Below are 24916 nucleotides of genomic sequence, written 5' to 3'. Positions count from 1 at the left end.
ACTGAAATTGGATTCATCCCATGCATTTTAGTAAAAAAAGTTTTTTATCGCAGTATGCAATCTAGTAGAATACTTTATTCGGCTTTTAAGCGCAAATGAGTAATGACTTCTTTAGGCGAAACATAATTGTACTTAATTTTTTCGTCGTCCTTCACTTTTTGAACTCCTTCTAGTACAATTTTGTCATTCTCAGTAATACCGCTGGCAATTACAAACAAATCTGGAATTTCGCCTGTAACCTTAATCTCTTTAGACTCTAAAACATTGTTTTTATTGACTACAAAAACATATTTTTTATCTTGAATTTCGTAAGTAGCTTTTTGAGGAATTACAATTGCATTTCGCAGAGGAACCAACATTTGCACTGATCCTGTTTCGCCGTGTTTTAGCAACTTTTTTGTATTAGGAAATCGAGCACGAAAGGCAATATTTCCAGTCTCATTATTAAATTCACTTTCAATTACCTCAACATTTCCTTTGGATTGGTAAACCGTATTGTTCGCCAATAGCAAGCTCACATTTGTATTTGCACGGTCTTTGATATTGGTTTGATAATCTAAATATTCAGGCTCTGAAACATTGAAATAGGCAAACATTTGACTGTTATCTGAAAGACTAGTCAATAATTCTCCTTCTTCAATAAGACTTCCTAATTTTTTTGGAATTCGGTCAATAGTTCCGTCAAATGGAGCTCTAATTTCAGTAAACGATAAATGCAGTTGAGCCAAGGCTACTTCAGCTCTTGCTTGCTCTAATTTAGCAATTGCTAATGCTTGTTCATTTTTAGAGACAATATTTTTGTCTGCCAGCATTTTTGCATTTTGCAGTTCAATTTCAGCTCCTTTTGCTTCTGCCTTTGCTCGAAGTAGCTCCGCTTGGTACATTCCTGGCATAATTTTAAACAAGAGCTGGCCTTTTTTTACAAACTGACCTTCGTCAACATATATATTTTGCAGAAAACCTTTTTCTTGAGCACGAATTTCAATGTTTTGAATCGAGCGAATTTGAGAGACATATTGCTTGGTAAACGAAGTATCAATTTTTATCGGATTGGTAACCGTGAAAATTGCAGCTTCTTCTTTTTCTTCTTTTTTTGTGGTACAGCTTGTAAAGCATAAAACGGCGATTAAGCCTGTAAATACAAGAAATTTATTCATGATGTAAAATGGTAATTAAGCGATTAAATACTTGGAATTGAGAATTCCTAGGGACGTGAGAAGTCAACTGCTTACACAAAATTTGAACAAAAAAACATACCTGAAAAAAGTCAAAACTTGATCAGATTAGTATTTCATCAAAAACATAGAAACAGATTTTAGTATTAATCAAATACGCAATACCTGCAGAATAATGTATATGGGTTTGGATGGGCCGTAAAATGGCGCGAAGATTGTATTTTTTTTATCGCAGTGACATAATTCAGTGGCACAAGAATAACGATGATACCACGTTTGAGGTAGAAAATCATTAACGTACGAAACCCTACTACTTGGATTTTTGAAATTTTCATTGCTTGAGAGTTCTTCTTCTAAATCAAACTCAGCTGTTGTCAGCGACAGCGTATGAGAAATAGATTGAAAAAGATGAGCCTGTTTACTGCTTGATTCAAGAGATTGCATTGCACTGTTATTTTCATGCGAAAAAGCATGAACAACATTTCCAAAACCTAGCATTTGGAAAAACAGATACAGAAAAAAAAATTTTACTCTCATTTAGAGGTCAAAAGTAAACAAAGTAGCAACAGAAAAAAACAATTTAAATATTGTTTAACACGTAATGGCGCACTACATCGTTTTCTCCGGTACAAACCTGAAAATTTTCGATCGGCTTTATGTTTATTTGCTGTTCATTGTGTTTTTTTAAAAACGCCACAATTCGACCTTCTCAAAAATCAATTCTAGGTAATCCATTCAAAAACAGTGGTAAATCTTGAAATTGGCTAAAAAACAAAATCTTTGTTTTTTTTATGATGTAAACCTGGCAATAAAGAAGAGCTAATTTCGTTGTATATTTCTACAAAAAGTGATACTTTTATTTTTAGAAAAAAAACAAAAAACGCAATAAAAAAACCTTCCCTATTTAACAAAAAAACATGAAAAAAATATTTTTAATTGCCATTTTATTAAGTTCCTACGTAGGCTGGAGCCAAGATCCTGCTGCTTATGCCTTGTTTGACAAAGCCATCAAAAAAGCAGAAGCAGGAAATTCAAAAGGAGCCATTGATGATTATACAAAAGCCATCAAAATTGATCCTTTATTTGCCTCTGCTTATCTCAACAGAGCACTTTTAAAACAAAAATTAGGAGATATAAATGGAGCTTTGAGTGATGTAAACATAACTATAAAAATAGAACCACAACGTGCAGATGCCTTCACCACTCGTGCTGATATAAGCTATAAAGCAAAAGACTATAAAACTACCATTCAAGATTGCACTACGGCAATTAACATGAATGCGAAAGATTTTATTGCCTACAACCTACGCGGTTTGGCAAACTACCATTCTAAAAACAATAAAAACGCTTGCGCTGATTTTAGCAAAGCTATTCAGCTTGGTAGTCAAAGTGCAGTGAAAAACAAAAAAACCTTTTGTAAATAAACTTTCAAACGCTTCCTTTTAAAAATGACTTGCCTAATGGTAAGTCATTTTTTTTTTATTGAAAAATAAAAGGAAAGTATCTTTTTTAACTGATTCAATTTTCTATAATTCTAGCTTTTAAAATTTAACAATTGACTTTTTTTTTATTCTAAAGGAACAAGTACTTTTGCACCAATAAAATACCCACTTTGAAAAAGTTCAGTATCTACATACTTTCTTTTATTTTACTACTACCTACTTTCGGTAGCTCATTTACGTATTTTCAATTTAAACTACAGCAAGAAGAAATTGCAAAAACAATTTGTGTGCAACGTAAAATGGTTTTTAATAGTTGTAACGGACGATGCGAACTTCAAAAAAGTCTAAAACGCTATACTGATAATGAGAAAAGCATGCAAAATACCCTCAAAGAAAAAGTTGATGTGGTGTACGTGCAAGAGTTACTAAGTACTTCATACGAGTTGGTACAACCAATCGCTATTGCAACAAAAACTGAAACTGTTGTAAACCGCAAACCGATTTCATTTTCGGCTTACACCTTTCGCCCTCCAGCTTATTTCATTTAAAAAGATCAATCTGTTTGAGAACGAAAAGCACCTTATGTTGCCTTTTTCGTTATACAATATTGCGTAGACATTAACCGCGTCTTGATCTTTCGTGCTTTGTTTGCTTGCTTTTTAGCCTTGCGAACAATTTAAACTTTCACTGAAATAAGATTTTTACACCTTTCAAACAAAATGAAAAAATTGATTTTTGTAATGCTTTTGGCGTTACAATATACCTATGCACAAAAAACTGCTGCAGTAGATAGCAGCACCGTAGAAAACCTAAACGAAGTCGTAATTACTGCCAATCGTGGCAAGGCCAAACGAAGTGAGGTGCCAGTGGCAATTACTAAACTATCTACAAAACTCATTCAAGAAACTAAAGCAACTTCTGCTTTCGAAATTGTGAATAAAACACCAGGAGTCATGATGACGAATCTTGGCAACGAGCAGCACGGTATGTCCATCAGGCAACCTATGGGTTTGAGCCCTTACTATTTGTATCTCGAAGACGGTTTGCCTATTAGACCACTCGGCGTTTTCAACCATAATGCGTTACTTGAAATGAATCCGTTTAATTTACAAAATTTAGAAGTGATCAAAGGTCCCGCTTCATCACTTTACGGTCCTGAGGCTGTGGGCGGAACCATAAATTTTATTACTGTAAAACCAAGCCGCGATCCCGAATTTAAAGTAGGCATTCAAGCAGATCAATACGGCTACCGCAACCTGCAAGCCTTTGGGAGCGCTACCATCGGTAAATTTTCGTTTGCTATTGCGGGCGCAAGCACTGACCAAACTAACAGTTGGCTCACTTTTTCTGATTACAACAAGAACAATTTGAACGCTAAATTCCAATACAATTTTAGCAATAGTCTCCGTTTGATTAGCAGTACTTTTTATGGGCAATATTACTCGGACATGACGGGAAGTGTCAATGAGCAAGACTTTAACAATCGTTCGTACAAAAGTACAACCGATTTTACTTACCGAAAATCTGAGGCTTTACGTAGTCGTCTAACACTTGAAAAAGAGTGGACTGAGAACAGTCAAACTGTTGTAACAGTTTACCATCGAGACAATAAATTAGGACAAAACCCAAGCTACGGCATTCGATGGAATCCTACGTCATCAGCAACCAACGATCCTACAAAAGCAACTGGCGAAATCAATTCGAACGATTTTAAAAGTTACGGAATAGTAGCGCAGCATACGCAAGGATTTTCGTTTTTAAACTCTAAACTAATCGCCGGAACTACCTACGATAGGTCACCAAACGACTATTTTTCGCATCAAATTAAACTACAAGCCAACCGAAATCCGGATGGAAAGACGGTAAACAATTATCAAATTTTAGAAGTTCGACCTGATTTACGCATTTCAAATTACAATGCGACCATTTACAACAATTCGGGCTATGTGCAATACAACTTTCAAACCCTTTCAAAAGTAACAGTAACCACAGGGGCGCGCTACGACTACATAAAAATTGATTACATCAATAACATCAATGCTACTTCGGGAGCCAAAACCTACGATCAACTGACCTTTAAAGCGGGTATCAATTATAATCCGCTTACTACCCTTGGGTTTTATGCCAACTATTCTCAAGGATTCTCTCCACCTTCGGTGACCACTTTATTCCGTCCAAAACCTGGAATTACGCCCGTACAATTTTACACTGATCTCGATGCGGCAAATTTTTCAAACTACGAAATTGGTGGTTATAACAGTTTGCTAAAAAACAAATTGATACTAGATTTTGCCTTGTATCTACTTGATGGTCGCAATGAATTATTAAGCATTCGTCAACCTGACAATTCAACCGATACCCAATCAGCTGGAAAAACAAGCCACAGAGGAATTGAACTTGGGTTACAATACAATCCGTCCTCACAGCTTGCATTTCGCCTTGGCGGAACATACGCGCGCCACGAATTTATCGACTTTACCGTTTCCAGACGAAGCACCGATGCGGTTCAAAAACTCGACGGCTTTGACATGCCTAGCGCACCACGATGGATTGCTAATTCTGAGCTCAATTATTACCCAAAATGGTTCCCGAACTTCCGTGCAGCGCTAGAGTGCCAGAACGTATCAAGCTGGTTTCAAAACCAAATCAACACTGTTTCCTACGCTGGTTACACCCTTTTCAACGCTCGATTAGGCTACCGCTACAAGCAAGTTGAAATTTTTACCAATATCATGAACTTGACTGATAAATTGTATGCTACCAATGTTTCTCGGGGCAATGCCACAATTGATCAGGCTACGTATACCGCCGCCGCACCCCGCATTTTCATGATGGGATTGCAGTACAACTTATCATTAAAAAAATAATTATCAGGAGCTTATCCGGCTATCCGCTTTATCTTTTTTGAGGCCAAAAAAAGGCCTCAAAAAAGGATATCGCTCCTATCCGGGCTAAAAAACACACCAAATGAAAAAAGAAAATCAAAAGACATCTACACGAAAAAAAGATTCCAAATGGATCAAAAAAATCAAGCAGCACGTCTACTCGTGGCACCGAACTTTGGCTATTATTACCATTGTTCCGGTCATCTTTTGGACACTTTCAGGAATTATGCATCCGTTTATGGCGCATTTTTTTAAACCCGAAATCGCCAATCAAGAGCTACCACAAACCGCCATTAATCAGAGTCGATTGCCATTGCCGTTGAAAGAGGTTTTACAAAAAAACCAACTCAAAACGTTCAAAAACTTTCGCCTAGTCAGCCTGAACGATAAAACCTATTATCAAGTAAAAACCGAATCAGGAGCCCTACTCTATTTTGACGCAGCCACGGCTCAAAAACTTGAAAACGGTGATCAAAAATACGCCGAAGTTCTGGCGCGTTACTTTTTACAAGACAGCACCAGCAGCATTTCAAACAGCAAAGTCCTCACTGAATTTACAACACAATACAAGTACGTCAATCGCTACTTGCCCGTGTACCAACTGAGTTTTGATCGTGCCGATGAAATGCAAGTTTATGTAGAAACCGCCTCAAGCAAACTAGCGACTTTCAACCCGAAATCGCGTCAAATTTTTATTTGGTTTTTTGATACATTTCACAATTGGTCGTTTATTGATGCAATTTCTAATAACAGTTTGCGCATCATAATCATGATTGTTCTTTTGTCTGTGATTTCCTTTTCAGCAATAAGCGGACTCTTGATTTACGGGCTTTTCTGGAAACAATTCAAAAAAAGTGATGCACTCGCTCCCAAAAAAGGCATCCGCCGTTACCACCGTCAAATAGGGATTTGGATTTCATTATTTACCTTAACCTTCGCTTTTAGCGGTGCATACCACGCCACTACCAAATGGGATCCGTACACACTCTCGCAAATGGTGTACGAACCTAGCTTTAAAACCGAAGTACTTACAACTTCACTTTCTGATTTAAAATTAGATTGGAGTCGGTTTGAAAATGCCAGTGTAGTAGCTTTTCAAGACAGTTTGTACTACCGCTGCCAAATGCTTCCTAAGCAAGTAACAAAGACCAATACAGCCATCAGCGCACCCGAATCAAAATGGGCGAAGAAAGACAAACAACCACTAGAAATTGTTTACATCAACGCACAAACCAATCGCATTTCGGCCAATCTAGATGTGAAATATGCTGAATTTTTAGCCCATTATTTTACAGATGGTGCGCCAAAAGCCGCTTGTTGCGAAATGATTCCTGAAACTGATGAACCTGAAACTTCTTTAAAAAGCGCAAAATTGGTTGAAACTAAAATTATTAATGAGTTTGAAAGTCGCGAGTATGGCTTTGTGAACAAGCGACTTCCCGTTGTAAAACTTGCTTATGACACGCCCGAAAATACTACTTATTTTATAGAAACTGCCACCTCAAGATTAGCCGCAAAAGTAGAAAACGCAGATAAAAGAGAAGGTTATTCCTTTGCCATTTTCCACAAATTTTTATTTTTAGATTGGGCGGGCAAAAATATACGTGATGCTGCAATGGTTTTGACGGCACTTGCAATTTTAATAGTGAGTGTTTTAGGATTGATTTTGTTCCTGAAGAAAAAATAAAAGCCAAAAAAAAGCGTCATAAACAAGAGTTCATGACGCTTTACTTTTTTGTAGCACTAATTATCTCATCAATTGCTGTAAAGGTTTTAGCTGTTCCATATCTATTTTTGATTGTTGCAACACACTAAGCATAGTCATAATATCCGTCGGGTTCATGTCTTTGCCCAAAACACGTACAACTACAAAACCGTTTTCTTTTTTGTTACCGTACAAAATAAACTCATCGATGTGCTCGTCAGTACCCACAAAACTCAAGGAAGCACCTTCTTTTCCTGAACCAAACTTCATCAATTGCTGGTACTTTTTGTCTTTTAAAATCAAATCGACTTTAGCGCGTTCTGTTTCAAACTCGGCTTTGTTGGTCGCATTTGCCTTAAAGGCCAACACATTCATTTTGTCAAAAGATTTTAATGCTTCCGTTTGAGCGACTGATAACTTGCTCGCATCCAGATTTAAGATATCAGGCGAAACATCTAAGGCAACAAAGTTTTTATCTTCTGAATGTTCTACAAAATACTTCTGCAAAGAAGATTCATTGTTGCAACTCCATAAAAAGAGCGCCATTAGTACGGGAATTCCGAATCGCAATTTCATCTTACTTTCTAGCTTTACTTGCTTTTTTCAAATCATCGCCACCTGGAATACGCATTTTATCAGTCAACACTGAAATTTCATTCAAATCAAAGTTTCCAGTCAATGACATTAAAACAGTATCTTCGTTTTTGGCTCCTTCAATAAACATCAACAACTCACGTATCTGTGTATCTCCAGCACCTGATTTTACAAGAATTTTTACATTTCGACCGTTATCGTTTACACGCATTAACTCTTCAAGACCTGCAGTTTTAACATATTTTTCAGCTGCTAGTTTCATTTCGCTCTCTATACGAGTGCTTTTGGTTGTAAAAACCCTCAAGTTATCTAACTTTTTTATTAAAGCCAAATATCGCTGCGTATCTTTATCGGAGGCATCCATTTTAACTTTACTCATTAGGTCTAACATTTTTTTGTTGACAATAAAAGACTTTACTTCAACTTGATCTTCAAATTTATCAAACGCCGACTGTGCAAAAAGTGAACTTGTAGCCAAGAACAAGGCCAATGTGAACGCTATTTTACGAAACGATTTTTGAATTGAAACTCCATTTTTTACGTTAACTAACGCTTTTTGATTGATTGATTTCATGATATAATTGGGTATTTGTGATTACTTATTCTTAAATTATAATTCTTACTTAACTGCCTTGCTGTTTCGTTACAGGCTTCTTGAAAACTTTATTTTTTGCAATTTGATATTCTTCGATATACTGTACACTTTCTATGCCAACATTTACTTGAGTAGACAACATTGATAATGCCTTTTGTGTTGCTTCAAATGCTACTTTAGGATCTTCATAAGTCCCTAAATCTGATTGCTCAGATGCTGTTGTTTGTAAAAAAGCAAAAGTACTCCAACCTACAAGCACCACTATAGATGCCGCCGCTGACCACCACAGCATTCTATTACGAACTGGTTTTACAGTTCTAAAAATTGGCAATTGTTTAGGGCACTCCTCTAATTTTGCTTGATCGAAATAACCAAAAAGCGATTGGTATTGTTGCAAATGTGGCGCAGGAACTTGCGTGGAAAAATAATCACGCAGTTGCTGCTCTTCGTTCAAAGAAGTTTCTCCGTTAAAATATTTCTCTAAAAGACTATCTATCTCGTTCCATTCCATAATTGTGTGTTTTTATCATATTTTCTCGAATTGTTTTACGTGCTCTTGATAGCGCTACGCGAATGGCACTTTCGCTCATGTTCAAAATCTCGGCCATTTCGTCAAATTCATATTTTTCAATATCTCTCAATTGAATAATTACTCGTTGTTGCTCCGGCAACTGCAACATTATTTTGTTAACCCATTCTAGGCTATCACTATCTTCAACTGTTTGTTCAACTCTCGCTGCTCCGTCAGTATAATTGGTATGAACCAGTTGCATGTTGCCAGAACGCTTTGCTTTTAACTGATCTAAGCAATAATTTTTGGTCATGGTCATAGCTATCGCCTCTGTACTTTTGTAGGTTTGTAAGTTATCGCTCTTAGTCCACAACTTTACCAAAACTTCTTGTGTAGCATCTTCAGCTTCTTCGGTACTCACCAACAATCTTTTGGCCAATCGAAAGAGTTTGTCTTTGAAGGGTAAAACGACTGTTAAAAATTCATTTTGGTTCATACTAAGGGTGCTGTTTGACCGTTTATAAAAAGAAGACGATTCACATTTATTTTTGCAACAAAAAAATGTAAAATAAAACTAAAGGTATTATTTTTACGTTAATTAAAGAATTAAACCAAATTTATGAAAACCTACTTTAAACTATTACTCGTAGCTCTTGTTACAACTTTTTTTGTTCAAGGCTGTCAAGACAATGACGATATAGTACCACCAGCAACTCTTGAAATTCAAGATTTTATATGGAAAGGAATGAATCAGTACTATTTATGGACGGACGAAGTCGCTAATTTAGATGAGAATAGATTTCCAAATCAAGGTGCTTTGAATTCATTTCTACAAAACTACAATAAACCAGAAGATTTGTTCGCGGCTTTACGAGTAAGTTCAGATTTGGACAAATTCAGTTGGATTGTTGATGACTACTTGGAGCTTGAAGGACAATTTCAAGGGACAACCAACAACAACGGCGTTGAATTTGGTTTGGGCAGAATATCAGCTGGATCATCGGAAATTTTTGGTTTTGTAAGATATATTATTCCAGGATCAAATGCGTCAACTAAAGATATTAAACGTGGTGACATTTTTACGGGAGTAAACGGAACACCACTTACCATAAGCAACTATATTTCATTACTTTACGGAGCTAACAATGATTACACATTGAACATGGCTAATTTGGTAGGAAACACGCTAGTTGCAAATGGGAAAAATATTGCTTTAACTAAAACGGTTTTGACAGAGAATCCTATCTTAGTTAACAAAGTAATTACTGTTGGATCTCGCAAGATTGGTTATTTGATGTATAATGCTTTTACCGCCACATTTGACACCCAATTAAATAACGCTTTTGGAACTTTAAAAGCACAAGGGATTACTGAACTAGTTCTTGACTTGCGTTATAATGGCGGAGGATCAGTGCAAACTGCAACTCGATTGGCGAGTATGATTACAGGTCAATTTACAGGCAAAATATTTGCAAAACAGCAATGGAATAAAGCTATTAATGATTATTTCGAAGCTGAAGATCCAAACGCATTAAACAATTTTTTTACCGATAAAATTGAAAGTACTCCAATTAATAGTTTGAATTTAACCAAGGTTTATATACTTACCTCATCTAGCTCAGCATCAGCGAGTGAATTGGTAATTAATGGCTTGAAACCTCACATTACAGTTGTTCAAATTGGAGATGTAACTGTAGGTAAAAATGTGGGTTCCGTAACTTTATACGACTCACCTACTTTTGGTACTGAAAACAGAAATCCAAAACATCGTTATGCCATGCAACCAATTGTACTTAAAATTGTCAATTCTTTAAATTTTGGAGAGTATCAAAGCGGCTTAAGACCAGACGTTTCTGTAATAGAATCAATAGGGAATTTGGGCGTTTTAGGTGACGAAAATGAGCCATTATTGCGTGCTGCTATTTCACGAATTACAAATAATGCTCGATTGATACCGCAAAGTAAAGTCACGAACTTTCAAGCAGTAAGTAACCCTATGGAAAACAACGGCTTTAACCAAATGTATCTTGAAAAAGCGCCGGAAGGTTTATTGAAAGCTTTAGAGCAAAAATAAGTTTCAACCGCAAACAAATTTAAAATGCCACAACAAGAAAGGAAACATCCTTTTTTGTTGTGGCATTTTTGATTTTGAATAACTTGGAATTGAAAATTTTTAAAGTCGAAAAATAAAAATAATGATTCACGGTACAATAAATAATACTTTTTGTAAGTTTATAAATACTAACATCAAAAAAACATACCTATGAAAGAAGCAATTCCGTATTTTGTAGCTTTAACTGCATTACTAAGTGTAGGCTTTACGCAACCTAACTTCAATAACAACAAGCAAATTCACGTAGTTATTGATGCCGGGCATGGAGGAAGCGATTTTGGAGCAAGCTCTATTCTTTATAAAGAGAAGCAAATTGTTGCTGCTATATCCCAAAAAATAAAAGCATTAAACCAAAATCAAGACGTAATAATTCATTTTACAAGAGAAGAGGATGAATTTTTATCCTTAACAGATCGAGCCAAGATGATTAGTGACATCAAGCCTGATTTAGTGCTCTCACTTCACGTGAATCAAAGTGACAATATTGCGAAATCCGGAATGGAATTTTATGTGTCAAATACTTCAAAAGACAATGATGCAACGCACACTATTGCCCAAGCGCTGCAAGAAAAATTCAAAAAAGACAACACTATCAGCGCAACAGAAATCAAAAAAGCACCTTTTTTCATTTTAAAAAAGTCAGCAGCACCAGCCGTGTTAATCGAATTAGGATACCTTTCTAATACTGCAGACAGAGCAATGCTTACCGATGAAAAACAGCAAGAAAAAATTGCCTCCACGATTCTATCTTTCGTTTCAGAATTAAAATAAAAAAATAAAAAAGCGAGATCATCATTTCTGAGTCTCGCTTTTTCGTTTCCAATTCAAACAGAATCTATTTTATAATCTTAAAATAAGAAATTCAAACCTACTTTAAAGTTTCGACCTCTGGTAGAATACCCTCTAGTCTCAACAAAATCACGATCAAAAATATTATCAACGGCTCCAAAAACTTGAAGTCTATTTTTTAGTAAATCATAACGTGCATTAGCATGCACTAATTGGTAATCTTTCAAAATTTCTGAATTTAGCACCGGATCAAAAGTTGGCGCAGGATAAGTTGTGTATTCAAAAACCCTGTCCGAAACAAATTGATACACCATATTAAATGCTAATCTAGAAGAGGCTTGATAATCAAGAGTAGCGTTTACTTTGTGTTTTGGATTTAGAATTCGAGACTGTCTTTCTAATTCTGTGAAGGTATAGTTAGCAGCGGCTTTTAATTTATCTGAAAAAGCAAAAGAAACCATAGTCTCTAGTCCGCGCGCTTTGTTTTTACCAAGTACATTAAAATATTTATAATCGATTAAATCAAACCCGATAGCATCCTCCTCTTCACGTTGAAAAGCAACAGCATTAAGTACTAATTTTTTGTTTAAAATACTAGTTTCAAAACCCAATTCTGCAGTAGCATCTTTCTCTGGTGCTAAATCTAATTTTCCGTATTCAGAGTACAATTGGTACAAACTTGGAGTTACAAATGCCGTACTAAATGAAGCCAGAACTTTAAAATTTGAACTCACGTTGTAAGACGGATTAAAGTTGTAAACCAGATTATTGCCGTACTCATTATGCATGTTGTAACGCGCACCAGCATTTATGTTCAGTCCGAATTCAGCGTTATAAACCAAAGTAAAATAAGGATCAATCATGTTGAATTTTGCCAATTCAGTTGGAATTACAGCAAACTCACTTTCGTTTGACATTTCATGAAACTGAAATTGCACACCAGTTACCAAGAAAAATTCAGAGCTGAAATTGTATTTGTTGAATAAATCAGCATTGATATTTCTTGATTTGTAATTGCTTAAGCTCCCGAAATTAAAAATTCCTCTTTCAATCAAGCCTGCACTAGCATTCAAAACTAATTCGCCTTTAGCATATTTCAATTTCGGTGTAAACCCAACTCTGAACTGCTCAGAAACGCTAAAATTATCTTTATTGTCTGCAAATGAACCTGAATCAAAATCGCTTTTCAAACGATCATAATTAGAGAAAAAATCTAATGAAAATGCTTCATTTGCTTTAAAGCCTACTTTTACCACTGCATTAACGCGGGAAAAAGCATCATTTTCAAAAACCTCAGTATTCGATGCAGGACGTGCCTCGGAGATACCAGTTGTTTCAGTGCTGTTTAGCGCCGTGAAGTAACTGAATTTTTTAGAAGTACCATTTACTGCTATACCTTGATTAAAATCTTGCAAACTATAATCGACAATTTTAGCCGCCGTTTGCGAACCCATGTTGACGTAGGCATTTCCGGCGATTTCTTTTTTGGCTGCTTTTTTAAGTGTAATATTGATTACTCCTGTCGCAGCACCAGAACCGTACAAAGTACTTGAAGCTCCTTTTAAAATCTCGATACTTTCGATTTGCTCAACTGGTAGAAGGCGTAAATCATAAGACAAACTAATTCCAGAAGCATCCGTTACCGGAACTCCATCGATCATAATTAAAACTTGGTGGTTGCGTCCGCCGCGAATGTAAAGTCCTAAATCTTTACCCATTCGGCTTTGGTTTCCGTTGATTTCAACACCAGCAACAGTACTCAAAATAGCAGCTACTGACTGTCCCGCTCTTTTTTTAAGATCTTCGGCGGTGATTTTAACAATTACTTTTCCTGATTTTTCTTTAGCCAAAGCAAATTTTGAATCAGATACTACTACCTCATCTAAGTTTTGAGGCTCTTGTTCTTGTGCAAACGCACCCATTGCAAAAAATAATGCAAGCGCACTGAAGCGAATGAATTTTTTGTTCATTTTAGAAATGTAAAATTTTAATAACTGGGAGAAAAGCACAGAATTACCCATACCCAAACCTTTTTTCCCGAAAGTTTGATACTCGATGTAATGGGCAGGTCTCCTGGCTTGCGTCTTGTTGTTGACCTTCTCATCCGCCGCGACGGACAATGGTTTTGTAGATAACAACAAGCTTGGTAGCTTACAGTTGCGGGTACAGCTTAGGTTTTGAACCTAATTCCCTTTTAATGCTATTGGAACAAACTGAACTAATAGCAACCTCAATACGGGCGCAAATATAGAATTATAAAAGTTTACAATGCAAGACAAATTTGATTTTATATTTCAAGCCGAATAACTTGACCAAAATCGACCTTATTTTGAAAAGCATCTTTCAGCGGTAAATTGCTGTACGCACATAAAATACTTCGAATTACGCCAGCGTGAGCCACGATTACGATTGGTTTTTGCGATGATTGGGTTAATTCTGTTTCAATAAAAGACAAAACACGATCATGTAAATCAAGAAAAGATTCGCCATTAGGAACACGAACCGAAACAAAATCAGCCATCCAAGGTTGTAAAACGGCTTCATCAATCGCATTCCATGGTTGAAGTTCCCAATCGCCAAAATTCATTTCGAGCAATCGATCGTCGTGCTTTATTTGAGGGATTGCAGCCTGCTTTTGAATAAATGTTGCCAAAATACGGCAGCGTTGCAAGGGACTAGAAAACAACTCAAAATCAGGAGGCAATTGTTTTACTATTGATTCAAAAACGGTTTCGTAAGGCGTTTGAATTTCGACATCGGCTTGACCGTAGCACACTCCTTTTTCGCAAACAGTTTCGGTGTGGCGAACTAAATAAATTTCCATATTGCAATGCTTGAAAGATAAAAAACAACTTCACATACTTGTTGGGTAGCTCCTAAACAATCGCCTGTGTAACCATCAATCCATTTCTGGAAATAGCGTGCCATAAGAATTCGCGTTACCGTAACAGGAACAATAGCTAACAAAAATAGAGGTTGTTGGATGGTCAAAAAAACCAAAGGCAGCAATCCAAAAAAACTAGCGCCTACTACTTCACGCCAAGTAAAATTTTGCGCGATGGGTTTGCTTTTACTTGTGGCGTCATCTCGTGAATATTGGTGGGTAAATACAATTGAAATGGCCGCCAATCGACTCAAGGAATGACCGCAAATAAAAAACAAAGCAATCCAATAAAATGCAATGCTATTGACTGTAATGAGCTCGTGTAAAGCTAAGAATTTAAGTAAAAAAAGTAAGATCAACCCGATGGCTCCGTAGGCTCCAATAGCGCTATCTTTCATGATGAGTAAGATTTTTTCTTTGGTCCAACCGCCACCAAAACCATCACAAACATCAGCAAAACCATCTTCATGAAAAGCTCCTGTGATCAAAATGGAAGCAATCATAGACAAAACCAAAGCTATACTATCATTAAAAAGCTGGCTGCCCAAAAAATAAATTCCAAACGAACCACTACCAACTATCCAACCAATCAACGGGAAATAACGGGATGCTTTATTGAGGGAATCAGCGGCATGATCGATGTTTTTGGGACAAGGAATCCGAGTGTAAAACATCAAGGCTGTAAAAAACAGATGTATTTCTTTTTTCATTTTTTGTTTATTAAAATCAATTCCTCCTTACAGAAATTATTGAACAAGCATTAAATTTCTTTCGAGTTTACTCCGGCACTTTCAAAACTGGCCATTTCATTCAAAAAAGCTACAGCCGATTGTACCAAAGGAAATGCGAGCGCACAGCCCGTTCCTTCGCCCAAGCGTAAATCCAGTTGCAGCAAAGGACGAACTCCCAAGTACTGTATGATTTTTTGATGCCCTTGCTCAGCTGATAAGTGACAAAAAATCGCGTTGTGCAAAACAGCAGAATCTTTTTTATAGGCTACCAAAAAAGCAACTGTGGCTATAAAACCATCCACGAGTATCAACATATTTTGTGCTTTTGCCTCGAGCATGGCTCCCGCCATTTGCATGATTTCGAAACCTCCAAAGTAGGCCAATTGACTATCTAATGTTTCAGGACCGATGTAATTATTCAAAGCTTTTTTAGCAATTTCTAGTTTGAATTTGAGTTTTTCATTGGCAATTCCAGTTCCTAAACCGATACATTCTTCGATGGGGATTTGCAACAAAACACTCATCAAAACAGCTGCTGTTGTGGTGTTCCCAATTCCCATTTCGCCAAAACCAATACAATTGCAATTAGTTTGCGCTATGGTACGAACAATTTCGGATCCTTTTGATAAACACAATTGCAACTCGGTACTACTCATGGCTGGATCGTTCAAAAATGAAGCCGTTCCCTTCCCTATTTTAGCAGCAATTAAGGCTGTGTTTGTCGGGAAATCGTAGTTTACACCAGCATCAACTATCGAAAGTGCAATATTATTTTGTTTGCAAAAAACATTTATGGCGGCGCCACCATCCAAAAAGTTAGTCACCATTTGCCTAGTAACATCTTGCGGATAAGCGCTAACGCCATGGTTGGCAATGCCATGATCTGCGGCAAAAACAACCAAATGTGGCGCTATAATTTCAGGTGAATCAGTTTGAAAGACCACTGCTATTTGCTTCGCCAAAGTTTCCAAAATACCTAATGAGGCAGTAGGTTTTGTTTTTTGATCTATTTTGAACTGAATCGCTGCTTCAAAAGAGAGATTTTTTGATTGTTGTTGCGGAACAGCAGGATTAATTATATCCTCCAAAGGGTGTAAAAAGTCAATGGTTGTCACCTGCGCAGCAGATTGTTTTTCCCGCCATTCCAATTGTTGCAACATGGGTTGCTTGCCATAATCCGTAGCCGGTTTGCCAACACAAAAGTAGCCCAAAGGCTCAATATGTTCTGGTAATCCGAGTAGTTGTTTGAATTGATGGTAATTTAAAATCGACACCCATCCCATAGAAAAACCTTGCTCAGTAAGCGAAAGCCAAATATTTTGTGCTGCGCAAACTGCACTAAACTTGATTGACTCATTGCTGCCCACGGTACCAATGGTAAACGAATTTAGGACCGAACGATCATAGGCAATTACTAAGCCAACAGGCGCTTCCTCTATTGCTTCTAATTTCAAGGCTTTATAGGATTGCTCTTGTTCTAGATTGTCAGTTTGGGCAATGGCTTTCGCATCATAAGCCACAAAGAGTTTTTTTATTGCTTTTTTTACCTCAGCAGAATGAATGGTGTAATATCTTGTAGCATCTGTTAAACCTACAGATGGCGCATAGTTTCCTGCTTGTAAGGCTTTTGCCAAAACATCATCCGGAACAAGATCTGCGGTAAAATGACGGGTATCGCGACGCGATTGCATGATTTTATCTAATTGTGTCATTTTGCTTTTTTAATTTCAACCGGAATTCCTGAAACCATCAGCACAACGTTATCGGCTTTGCTCGCTATGTATTGATTCATCCAGCCCTGCAATTCGGTAAACTTGCGTCCAACCGCAGTTTCGGCGTGAAGTCCCATTCCGATTTCGTTTGTAACTATGATAATTGTAGCATTTTCTTGTTTTACTAGAGCATCAATTTCGGCTTTGGCTTGCTGCAAACATAATGGCACATCATTTTTAGTATCTACAAAAAAGTTAGTCAGCCAAAGTGTCACGCAATCAACCACTGCTACTTTACCAGAAAAATCAATCTCGCTCAAAAATTTCTCTTTTTCGATATTGATCCAACGTTCGTCTCTGTCTTTTTGATGTCGGTCAATACGCTCTTGAAAATTAGCATCCCACTTTCTAGCAGTTGCTACATATAAAGGTTTTTCTGCTAACTTTTTCGCGAGATTTTCGGCATAGGAACTTTTGCCTGAGCGCTCACCACCTGTAATTAAATACATCATTTGAAAATCATTTAGATGCCAGACTAAAAACTAAAAAGTACTATCGCCTGCATTTTTTTGAGGGGTAAAGATAGTGTTTGTTGATTTTTTTACTGCAAAAAATAAACAAGAAAATAGATTAATTTGGGCTACCTTTGCCGTGATTTTAAATTTACCTCATGAGAATTTCAGTACCAAATTTACTTATGCTCCTTGTTTTTGTTGTTTTAAGCTCTTGCAAAAACGAAGTAAAGTCGGATAAAAAAATCACCCCAAAAAGTCAGAATAGCGTTTTGTATGCCAGTGGTTTATCAATTGTATCCTATGATGGTTATGACGTAGTAACCGTATCTGATGCTTGGCCGCAAGCCAAAAAAGATTTTACTTATGTGCTAAAAGAAAACCAAGCTCAAATTCCAGATAGCCTGTCTGAATATGAAACTATAAATGTCCCATTGCAAAGTATCGTAGTTACCTCAACTACTTCGATTCCGTTTTTAGAAATGTTGGGTGTTGAAAAGAATTTAATTGGTTTTCCGCATACCGATTATGTTTCATCAGTTAAAACACGTCAACTTATCGATGCTGGAAAAGTGACTAATATAGGGCAAAATGAAAAGCTAAATATTGAACAATTAATTGCATTATCACCTGATGCCATAGTGACTTTTGGTATTGATAATTCAAACCCTGTTTTGGATAATTTACAAAAAAGCGGTTTAAAAGTATTGATCCAAGCCGATTGGATGGAACAAACTCCTCTTGGAAAAGCAGAATGGATTAAACTGTATGGCGCTCTGTTTGGAAAGAAAGAAGAAGCCAACACACTTTTCAATACTATTGTAAAAAATTATAAAGAAGCGCAACAAATGGTAGCTACCAAAAAATCCTCAAGCACCGTATTGTATGGGTCGATATACGCTGATACTTGGTATGTAGCCAAGGGAAACAGTTGGGTAGCACAATTCATGAAAGATGCAAAAGCCAATTACCTTTGGTCAGATGTGGCCGGCTCAGGAAGCTTGAATTTACCATTTGAAAAAGTTCTTGAAAAAGCTCAAAATGCAGATTATTGGATTGCAACGGGCGCGATCAAAAGCAAAGCTGAATTTGAAAAAAGTAATCCGCATTATGCTCAATTTACGGCTTTAAAAAGAAATAAAGTTTTTACTTTTGAGGCCAAATTAGGAGCTAAAGGCGGCACGATTTATTATGAAACAGCGGCCAGCAGACCTGATTTAGTTTTGAAAGATTATATTAAAATTTTTCATCCAGAGGTGCTGCCAAACTATAATTTTACCTTTGCGGAACAATTGCAATAATCGCAAAACATTTTATAAAACATAACTTTTCAAACAAAATCGCCCAAAAATAAATCTTCAAAAACATTGAATTCAAGCAAGAGAAATAGCTTTTTATTTGTAATACTAGCCATTGGCCTGGTGGTGTTGTTTTTCATAAACATTAGTTATGGCGCAATTCAAATTCCTGCAGCAGATATTTATCACAGTCTAACGGGAGGACATGCAAGCAAAACAACTTGGGAATATATCATCATCAACTACCGCTTACCAAAAGCCATCACGGCTATCTTGGTAGGTGCTGGATTATCAATTAGCGGTTTATTAATGCAAACCTTGTTTCGAAATCCGCTTGCAGGACCGTATGTTTTGGGTTTAAGCTCAGGAGCGAGTTTGGGAGTAGCCTTTGTAATTTTAGGGGCTGGTTTATTGCCTTCATTTTTAGGTACCCTCATCACCTCGCCTTACGGAATAGTATTAGCGTCGACCATTGGAAGTTCATTGGTTTTATTGGCCGTATTGGCCGTTTCACAAAAGCTGCGAGACACTATGACTATCTTAATTGTTGGATTAATGTTTGGTAGTTTTACAAGCGCTATTGTTGGTGTTTTAACTTATTTTAGTTCGGCAGAACAACTACAAAAATTCACCTTTTGGTCAATGGGAAATTTAGGAAACCTATCTTGGACTTCAATTGGACTGTTGACTTTTTGTGTGCTTTTGGGAATTTTTATTAGTATATTCAGCATCAAACCATTGAATGCGTTACTTTTAGGCGAAAATTACGCTCGCAGTATGGGTTTGAATTTTAAACGCACTCGAAACATAATCATTTTAGCCACCAGTATTTTGGCAGGAAGCATTACCGCATTCGCTGGTCCTATAGCCTTTGTTGGCTTAGCAGTGCCACACATCGCTAAATTGGTTTTTCAAACTAGTAATCATGCTGTTTTATTTTGGAGTACCCTACTATTTGGTGCAGCAATACTTTTATTATGTGATATTTTAACGCAACTTCCTGGCTTAGAAGTCATGCTCCCAATTAATGCTATTACCTCGATTATTGGTGCACCAATTGTAATTTGGTTATTGGTACGCAAACAAAAAATGATTGCCTAATGAATGCAAAAACACTTATATCAGCAACTGATATTAGCATAGGCTACACGCACAAAAAAACAACAATTACCGTTGCTTCAAAGGTGAACGTGCAACTTGAAACTGGCAAACTTGTTGCTCTTGTTGGTGCCAACGGAATTGGAAAATCTACATTGCTAAAAACGCTTACGGGAATACAAAAACCGCTGCAAGGAACTGTTTTTTTGGAGGATAAAAAAATCGATACCTACAACCCGTTGGAACTTGCGCAGAAATTAAGTTTAGTTTTAACCGAAAAATTACCACCAAGCAATCTTATTGTTTTCGAATTGATTGCATTGGGACGTCAACCTTACACCAATTGGATAGGCACATTGACCTCAAACGATATTACCAAAGTAAATGAAGCGATGGAGCTCACGCAAATTAGTCATTTGGCACACAAAAAACATTTTGAAATTAGCGACGGTCAACTTCAAAAAGTACTGATCGCAAGAGCATTGGCACAAGATACGGAGCTGATAATTCTCGACGAACCCAGTACACACCTCGACTTGTTGCATAAAGTGGCTCTTTTTAAATTGCTTAAAAAATTAACCTCGGAATTAGGCAAATGCATTTTATTATCAACACACGATATTGATATGGCCATACAATTGAGTGACGAAATGATCATCATGACGCCAGAAGCTTCTTTTCAGGACCAACCTTGTAATTTTATTTCGAAGGGGACCTTTAGCACACTTTTTAAAGATGACCACATCGCTTTCGATGCTGACAAAGGAAAATTTGTAATCACTTAAACGCAAATTAAAAAAGCTGTAGAAACTTATTTTGATTTCAAATAAAGCTGTCTTTTAGCCTCACCTACAACAAATGCTACGGAATTTGCAATATTAAAACTTCTGATTAAGGGCGACATTGGAATTTTTAATTGATTTTTCTTTTCGAATAAATCCAAAACTTCTTGGCTCAAACCAACGCTTTCTTTACCAAAAACCAACCAATCTTCGTCTTGATATTCGATATCTAAATACGAATTTTCAGCATGCGAGCTCATCAAAAAAACACGTGATTTATCAGGAACCTGATCGAGCCACTCGCTTACATTTTGATATTCGGTTACATCCAAGTGTACCCAATAGTCCAGTCCTGAACGTTTTAGATTTTTATCATTAATGACAAAACCAAAAGGATGAATTAAGTGCAAACGACTTTCGGTACCTACGGATAACCTGCCAATGTTTCCGGTATTATTTGGGATTTCCGGTTCAATTAAAACGATATTTAACATTTTATACTTTATTATAAGATTGGAAAATTAAAAGATTAAAAAACTAGTACTACCTTTTAAATTTCTATTTGAAAATTTTCTACTTCAATTACCTCTCCTGCCTGCAAATCGTTGAGATTTACATTTCCTATTCGCACACGAACCAATCGCAACGTAGGAAAACCAACCGCGGCAGTCATTTTACGCACTTGTCGAAATTTGCCTTCGTTGACGGTGATCGATGCCCATGAAGTGGGACCATGACGCTCGTCTCTAATTTTTTTTCCGCGCAGTCCGAAATCGGGTGCTATCTCAAGTGCATTCGCTTTGCAAGGCTTGGTTAGATATTTCGTACCATTAAACCCAATTTCAACACCTGCTTTTATTTTCTCGATAGCTTCCTGAGTGATTAGCCCATCAACCTGAACAAAATATTCCTTTTCTACTTTTTTACTTCTGATGCGTTCACTCTCTTTTCCGTCTGTGGTTAACAGTAATAAACCTTCAGAATCCTCATCTAAACGACCAATAGCCATAGTGCCTTCTGGAAAATCATACAATTCACCAAGTAAACGTTTCTTTCGCTTTAGCTCGTAAATAAACTGGCTTAAATAACCGTATGGCTTGTGAATGATGAAATGGCGGTGCATGAATTATTTTATTTTTTGGCAAATATAGTGGGTTAATGTGCCACTTTGAGATTTTTTTTAGCTAGTAAAATCACAATTAATTAACAAATTCAACAATAAAAACATATTTTTTTACGGATTTAGCATTGCTATAAACAAAATATAGCTAACTTAGACTCAGAAAATAACTATCAAAATTTTGCTAAATAGAATTGTAAAAAAAACGATACACATTTAAATTGAAAATATTAAAAAAATAAGTCACTGTAAAATAGCGCTTTACTAACAAAAAAAAGTGTAAAAAAAAAGAAAATAAAGTTCTGAAAAGTATTCTTGACGAAATTTACATGCTACTTAAAAAAAATATGTACCGTGTTTAGATTTTCACTGGTAAAATTTAATCGATAAGAGTAATCTTTACAGTTGTAAGATGTGAATAAACTTAAACAACAGATAGCATACCTATTTTATTTTTATAAAAGAACAGGTAATTATACGCAGTTTTGGGTTAGTTATTTCAAATAAATTTGCTACAAAAAAGACAAATTAAACAATAGTTAACAAAAATAAAATTATCAAAAAACCCTAAAAAACTAATATCAACATTTAAAACTAAAATTATGGAAGATGAATTAATGGGAACCATTAAACTTTTTGCAGGTAATTTTGCTCCTATGGGTTATTTTACTTGCGAAGGGCAAATATTAAAAATAAAAGAATACACTGCATTGTTTGCAATAATTGGAACCTATTATGGCGGAGATGGTATAAACACTTTTAAATTACCTGATTTGCGTGGCGCTTTTCCAACTCAATGTTCAAATATCTCAGGTGAACATCCAGGAGGCACTTATGTACTTGGGCAGACTGGTGGAGCGCAAGCTGCGACCATTACAACTTTAAATATGTCCACGCACACTCACTCAAAATTAGACGAATCTGCAACTAGTGTAACTGAAAATATAGCCGCAACCCCAGCATTACAAGCAAACAATAGTGATGGAACTAATTCTAATACCCCTGCGATCAATAATGCTTTAGGTAAAACAGTCGATACCATTAGCAAAAGTGACCCTACTGGTTTGCAACAGGCATCATGGGGATCTAACCAAGCTCCATTGCCAACGGTACCACCATTTGTTGCAATGCAATATATAATATGCTATCAGGGAATCTTCCCTTCAAGACCATAAAAAATTAAAAGACGGACTGTTTTTCAACAGTTTATTTTTTTTTTAAACACTTAATAATAAACACATTAAACTAATTATGATAAAAAAACTACTTTTCTTGGGATGTTTTCTAAGTTTGTTAACATCCTTAAACGCCCAAACCACTTTATCAGCAGGAGATATTGCTATTATAGGTACTAATTACGATGTTATCCCTTATGAAATGACTATCGTAAATCTTGTTCCTATTTCAGCAGGTACTGTTATTAGAATAACAGATTATGGATATGATGAAGCTACTGGTACTTTCGGAACCACTTCTGTAACAAATACTGCGGAAGGCTCGATTACTTGGACGCTAACCGCTGCAATGCCAGCTGGAACCGTAACTAAATTTTCAATTACTGGTGGAACAACGCCTAGCGTTTCTGGGTTACCAGGCATAGTTAACGTCATAGGCTGGACACTTACAAATCCTGCAAGTTGTCCAATTCCTGGTGGAGGAGATAACTGGTTTATTTTTCAAGGAAGTTCACCTACATCTGTAAGTCAATATGTATTTGGATTCATGAACACATTTGGTACCACTTTCAATGGTGTAAATCAACCTGCAGGACAATTTCTAGTAACTGGTTCTGGTCTACAACCCAACAATAGCAATTCGTATTTACCTCCATCTCTTACACTGGGATCAAGTGCTATTGCAATTAATAGAGATCCAAATTCTGGGGGATACCATGGTGACAATAATGTTTATACCGGTATAAGATCGGGTACAAAAGCAGCTATTCTTGCTGCAATTTGCTTAAATACCGGTGATCGTAATACGGATAATTGGCTTTCTGATGAAATCATAACATATGACATCAATCCAGGCGGAGCTTACTTCCCTGGTACTAATCCAATTTTTACTGTTATAGCACCTTGTGCTTTGAGTCTTACCGCTGCAGCACAAACTAATGTTTCTTGCTTTGGAGGTACTACGGGGTCTGCTTCGGTAAATACAGCTACAGGCGGAAGCGGAGATTATACTTATAACTGGACACCAGGAAACCCAATAGGTGACGGAACCGTTTCAGTTACTGGATTAAGTGCAGGAAATTGGACTTGTACCGTAACGGATAATATAAGCGGATGTACAACTACACGTGATTTTACAATTACTCAACCGACGGCACTTTCGCTTACTCCAGCATCTCAAACCAATGTTGCCTGCAACGGAGGTTCTAACGGAGCTGCAACTGTAAATTCAGCAACTGGTGGAGCAGGTGGATATACCTACAATTGGACACCAGGAACTCCAACCGGAGACGGTACAACTTCTGTAACTGGATTATCACCCGGAAGTTGGACGTGTACCGTAACCGATGGAAACGGGTGTACAGCAACTAGTACTTTTACAATTACACAGCCAACGGCTATAGTAGCAACTGCAGCATCTCAAGCAAATGTTTCTTGTTTCGGCGGTTCTAATGGAGCTGCCTCGATTAATATTCCAACAGGAGGAGCTGGTGGATACACCTATAATTGGACACCGGGTAACCCAACAGGTGACGGAACTACTTCTGTTACAGGTTTAACAGCTGGGACTTGGACCTGTACTGTGACCGATGCTAATGGTTGTACCAGAGCGCAAAATTTTACAGTGACACAACCACCTGCTATTTCAGTAACACCTGCTTCACAAACCAATGTATCTTGCTTTGGAGGTTCAAATGGTGCCGCTGCTATCAATACACCAACAGGAGGAGCTGGTGGATACACCTATAATTGGACACCGGGTAACCCAACAGGTGACGGAACTACTTCTGTTACA

The 24916-nt window shown here is 36.8% G+C and carries 22 protein-coding genes, 1 pseudogene and 1 riboswitch; of the genes and pseudogenes, 11 read left to right on the top strand and 12 right to left on the bottom strand.

Annotated features, from left to right (window positions below):
• Nucleotides 1-74 precede the first annotated feature (74 nt).
• Nucleotides 75-1157 carry an efflux RND transporter periplasmic adaptor subunit gene (locus G9Q29_RS11045; protein WP_166137177.1) on the bottom strand — a complete coding sequence of 361 codons (1083 nt, stop codon included), beginning with the start codon at nt 1155-1157 and terminating at the stop codon, nt 75-77.
• 935 nt (nt 1158-2092) lie between these two features.
• On the opposite strand from G9Q29_RS11045, the gene G9Q29_RS11040 reads away from it, so the two are divergent.
• The 4 genes from G9Q29_RS11040 (at nt 2093) to G9Q29_RS11025 (ending at nt 7189) form a co-directional block, all read left to right on the top strand.
• Nucleotides 2093-2599 (top strand): tetratricopeptide repeat protein, encoded by a 507-nt coding sequence (locus tag G9Q29_RS11040; RefSeq protein ID WP_166137174.1) that lies wholly within the window; start codon nt 2093-2095, stop codon nt 2597-2599.
• 188 nt (nt 2600-2787) lie between these two features.
• Complete coding sequence (locus G9Q29_RS11035) at nt 2788-3165, top strand: hypothetical protein (RefSeq protein WP_205729860.1); 378 nt, start codon at nt 2788-2790, stop codon at nt 3163-3165.
• Between the two features lie 171 nt (nt 3166-3336).
• Entirely contained in the window at nt 3337-5484 is a 2148-nt protein-coding gene (locus G9Q29_RS11030; protein ID WP_166137171.1) for a TonB-dependent receptor family protein, read from the top strand.
• Nucleotides 5485-5584: 100 nt separating this feature from the next.
• The gene (locus tag G9Q29_RS11025) at nt 5585-7189 is read left to right on the top strand and encodes a PepSY-associated TM helix domain-containing protein (RefSeq protein WP_166137168.1); all 1605 of its coding nucleotides are present in this window, start codon (nt 5585-5587) and stop codon (nt 7187-7189) included.
• Between the two features lie 60 nt (nt 7190-7249).
• On the opposite strand, the gene G9Q29_RS11020 is transcribed toward G9Q29_RS11025, so the two are convergent.
• From G9Q29_RS11020 to G9Q29_RS11005, 4 genes are read right to left on the bottom strand one after another with little or no spacing between them, the layout of a single operon-like run.
• Nucleotides 7250-7783, bottom strand: a complete 534-nt coding sequence (locus G9Q29_RS11020) for a DUF4252 domain-containing protein (RefSeq protein ID WP_166137165.1) — start codon at nt 7781-7783, stop codon at nt 7250-7252.
• Between the two features lies 1 nt (nt 7784).
• The gene (locus G9Q29_RS11015) at nt 7785-8375 is read right to left on the bottom strand and encodes a DUF4252 domain-containing protein (protein ID WP_166137162.1); all 591 of its coding nucleotides are present in this window, start codon (nt 8373-8375) and stop codon (nt 7785-7787) included.
• Between the two features lie 49 nt (nt 8376-8424).
• Nucleotides 8425-8907, bottom strand: a complete 483-nt coding sequence (locus G9Q29_RS11010; protein WP_166137159.1) for a hypothetical protein — start codon at nt 8905-8907, stop codon at nt 8425-8427.
• Nucleotides 8885-9403 carry an RNA polymerase sigma factor gene (locus G9Q29_RS11005; protein WP_166137156.1) on the bottom strand — a complete coding sequence of 173 codons (519 nt, stop codon included), beginning with the start codon at nt 9401-9403 and terminating at the stop codon, nt 8885-8887. The genes G9Q29_RS11010 and G9Q29_RS11005 overlap by 23 nt, the downstream gene beginning before the upstream one ends.
• Before the next feature lie 123 nt (nt 9404-9526).
• Here G9Q29_RS11005 and G9Q29_RS11000 point away from each other — a divergent pair, with 123 nt between their 5' ends.
• Nucleotides 9527-10981: a S41 family peptidase gene (locus G9Q29_RS11000; protein WP_166137153.1), complete on the top strand. Its 1455-nt coding sequence runs from the start codon at nt 9527-9529 to the stop codon at nt 10979-10981.
• A gap of 189 nt (nt 10982-11170) precedes the next feature.
• Nucleotides 11171-11791, top strand: a complete 621-nt coding sequence (locus G9Q29_RS10995; protein ID WP_166137150.1) for an N-acetylmuramoyl-L-alanine amidase family protein — start codon at nt 11171-11173, stop codon at nt 11789-11791.
• A 77-nt stretch (nt 11792-11868) separates the two neighbouring features.
• On the opposite strand, the gene G9Q29_RS10990 is transcribed toward G9Q29_RS10995, so the two are convergent.
• The 5 genes from G9Q29_RS10990 to cobU form a co-directional block, all read right to left on the bottom strand.
• On the bottom strand, nt 11869-13779 hold the full coding sequence (locus tag G9Q29_RS10990; RefSeq protein WP_166137147.1) for a TonB-dependent receptor plug domain-containing protein: 1911 nt from the start codon (nt 13777-13779) through the stop codon (nt 11869-11871).
• 77 nt (nt 13780-13856) lie between these two features.
• Nucleotides 13857-14057: riboswitch (cobalamin riboswitch) on the bottom strand.
• A 39-nt stretch (nt 14058-14096) separates the two neighbouring features.
• Nucleotides 14097-14633 carry an alpha-ribazole phosphatase gene (gene cobC, locus G9Q29_RS10985; RefSeq protein ID WP_166137144.1) on the bottom strand — a complete coding sequence of 179 codons (537 nt, stop codon included), beginning with the start codon at nt 14631-14633 and terminating at the stop codon, nt 14097-14099.
• Complete coding sequence (locus G9Q29_RS10980; protein ID WP_166137141.1) at nt 14618-15403, bottom strand: adenosylcobinamide-GDP ribazoletransferase; 786 nt, start codon at nt 15401-15403, stop codon at nt 14618-14620. Before G9Q29_RS10980 ends, cobC begins: the two co-directional genes overlap by 16 nt.
• A gap of 50 nt (nt 15404-15453) precedes the next feature.
• Entirely contained in the window at nt 15454-17136 is a 1683-nt protein-coding gene (gene cobT, locus G9Q29_RS10975; RefSeq protein WP_166137138.1) for a nicotinate-nucleotide--dimethylbenzimidazole phosphoribosyltransferase, read from the bottom strand.
• The gene (cobU, locus tag G9Q29_RS10970; RefSeq protein WP_166137135.1) at nt 17133-17648 is read right to left on the bottom strand and encodes a bifunctional adenosylcobinamide kinase/adenosylcobinamide-phosphate guanylyltransferase; all 516 of its coding nucleotides are present in this window, start codon (nt 17646-17648) and stop codon (nt 17133-17135) included. The genes cobT and cobU overlap by 4 nt, the downstream gene beginning before the upstream one ends.
• Nucleotides 17649-17806: 158 nt before the next feature.
• Here cobU and G9Q29_RS10965 point away from each other — a divergent pair, with 158 nt between their 5' ends.
• The 3 genes from G9Q29_RS10965 (at nt 17807) to G9Q29_RS10955 (ending at nt 20829) form a co-directional block, all read left to right on the top strand.
• Entirely contained in the window at nt 17807-18949 is a 1143-nt protein-coding gene (locus G9Q29_RS10965; RefSeq protein ID WP_166137132.1) for an ABC transporter substrate-binding protein, read from the top strand.
• A 66-nt stretch (nt 18950-19015) separates the two neighbouring features.
• Complete coding sequence (locus G9Q29_RS10960) at nt 19016-20047, top strand: FecCD family ABC transporter permease (RefSeq protein ID WP_166137129.1); 1032 nt, start codon at nt 19016-19018, stop codon at nt 20045-20047.
• Nucleotides 20047-20829 (top strand): ABC transporter ATP-binding protein, encoded by a 783-nt coding sequence (locus tag G9Q29_RS10955; RefSeq protein ID WP_166137126.1) that lies wholly within the window; start codon nt 20047-20049, stop codon nt 20827-20829. Before G9Q29_RS10960 ends, G9Q29_RS10955 begins: the two co-directional genes overlap by 1 nt.
• 26 nt (nt 20830-20855) lie before the next feature.
• On the opposite strand, the gene G9Q29_RS10950 is transcribed toward G9Q29_RS10955, so the two are convergent.
• Nucleotides 20856-21320 carry a tRNA (cytidine(34)-2'-O)-methyltransferase gene (locus tag G9Q29_RS10950; protein WP_166137123.1) on the bottom strand — a complete coding sequence of 155 codons (465 nt, stop codon included), beginning with the start codon at nt 21318-21320 and terminating at the stop codon, nt 20856-20858.
• Nucleotides 21321-21376: 56 nt separating this feature from the next.
• Nucleotides 21377-21949, bottom strand: a complete 573-nt coding sequence (locus G9Q29_RS10945; RefSeq protein ID WP_166137120.1) for a pseudouridine synthase — start codon at nt 21947-21949, stop codon at nt 21377-21379.
• A 599-nt stretch (nt 21950-22548) separates the two neighbouring features.
• Here G9Q29_RS10945 and G9Q29_RS10940 point away from each other — a divergent pair.
• Nucleotides 22549-23121 (top strand): phage tail protein, encoded by a 573-nt coding sequence (locus G9Q29_RS10940; protein WP_166137117.1) that lies wholly within the window; start codon nt 22549-22551, stop codon nt 23119-23121.
• Nucleotides 23122-23197: 76 nt separating this feature from the next.
• Nucleotides 23198-24916: pseudogene (locus G9Q29_RS10935) on the top strand (SprB repeat-containing protein); the annotation flags it as partial.

Source organism: Flavobacterium turcicum (assembly GCF_011365745.1).
Taxonomy (GTDB): Bacteria; Bacteroidota; Bacteroidia; order Flavobacteriales; family Flavobacteriaceae; genus Flavobacterium; species Flavobacterium turcicum.
Note: the sequence above shows the minus strand (reverse complement) of the source record. Positions and strands in the feature narration are given on the sequence as shown.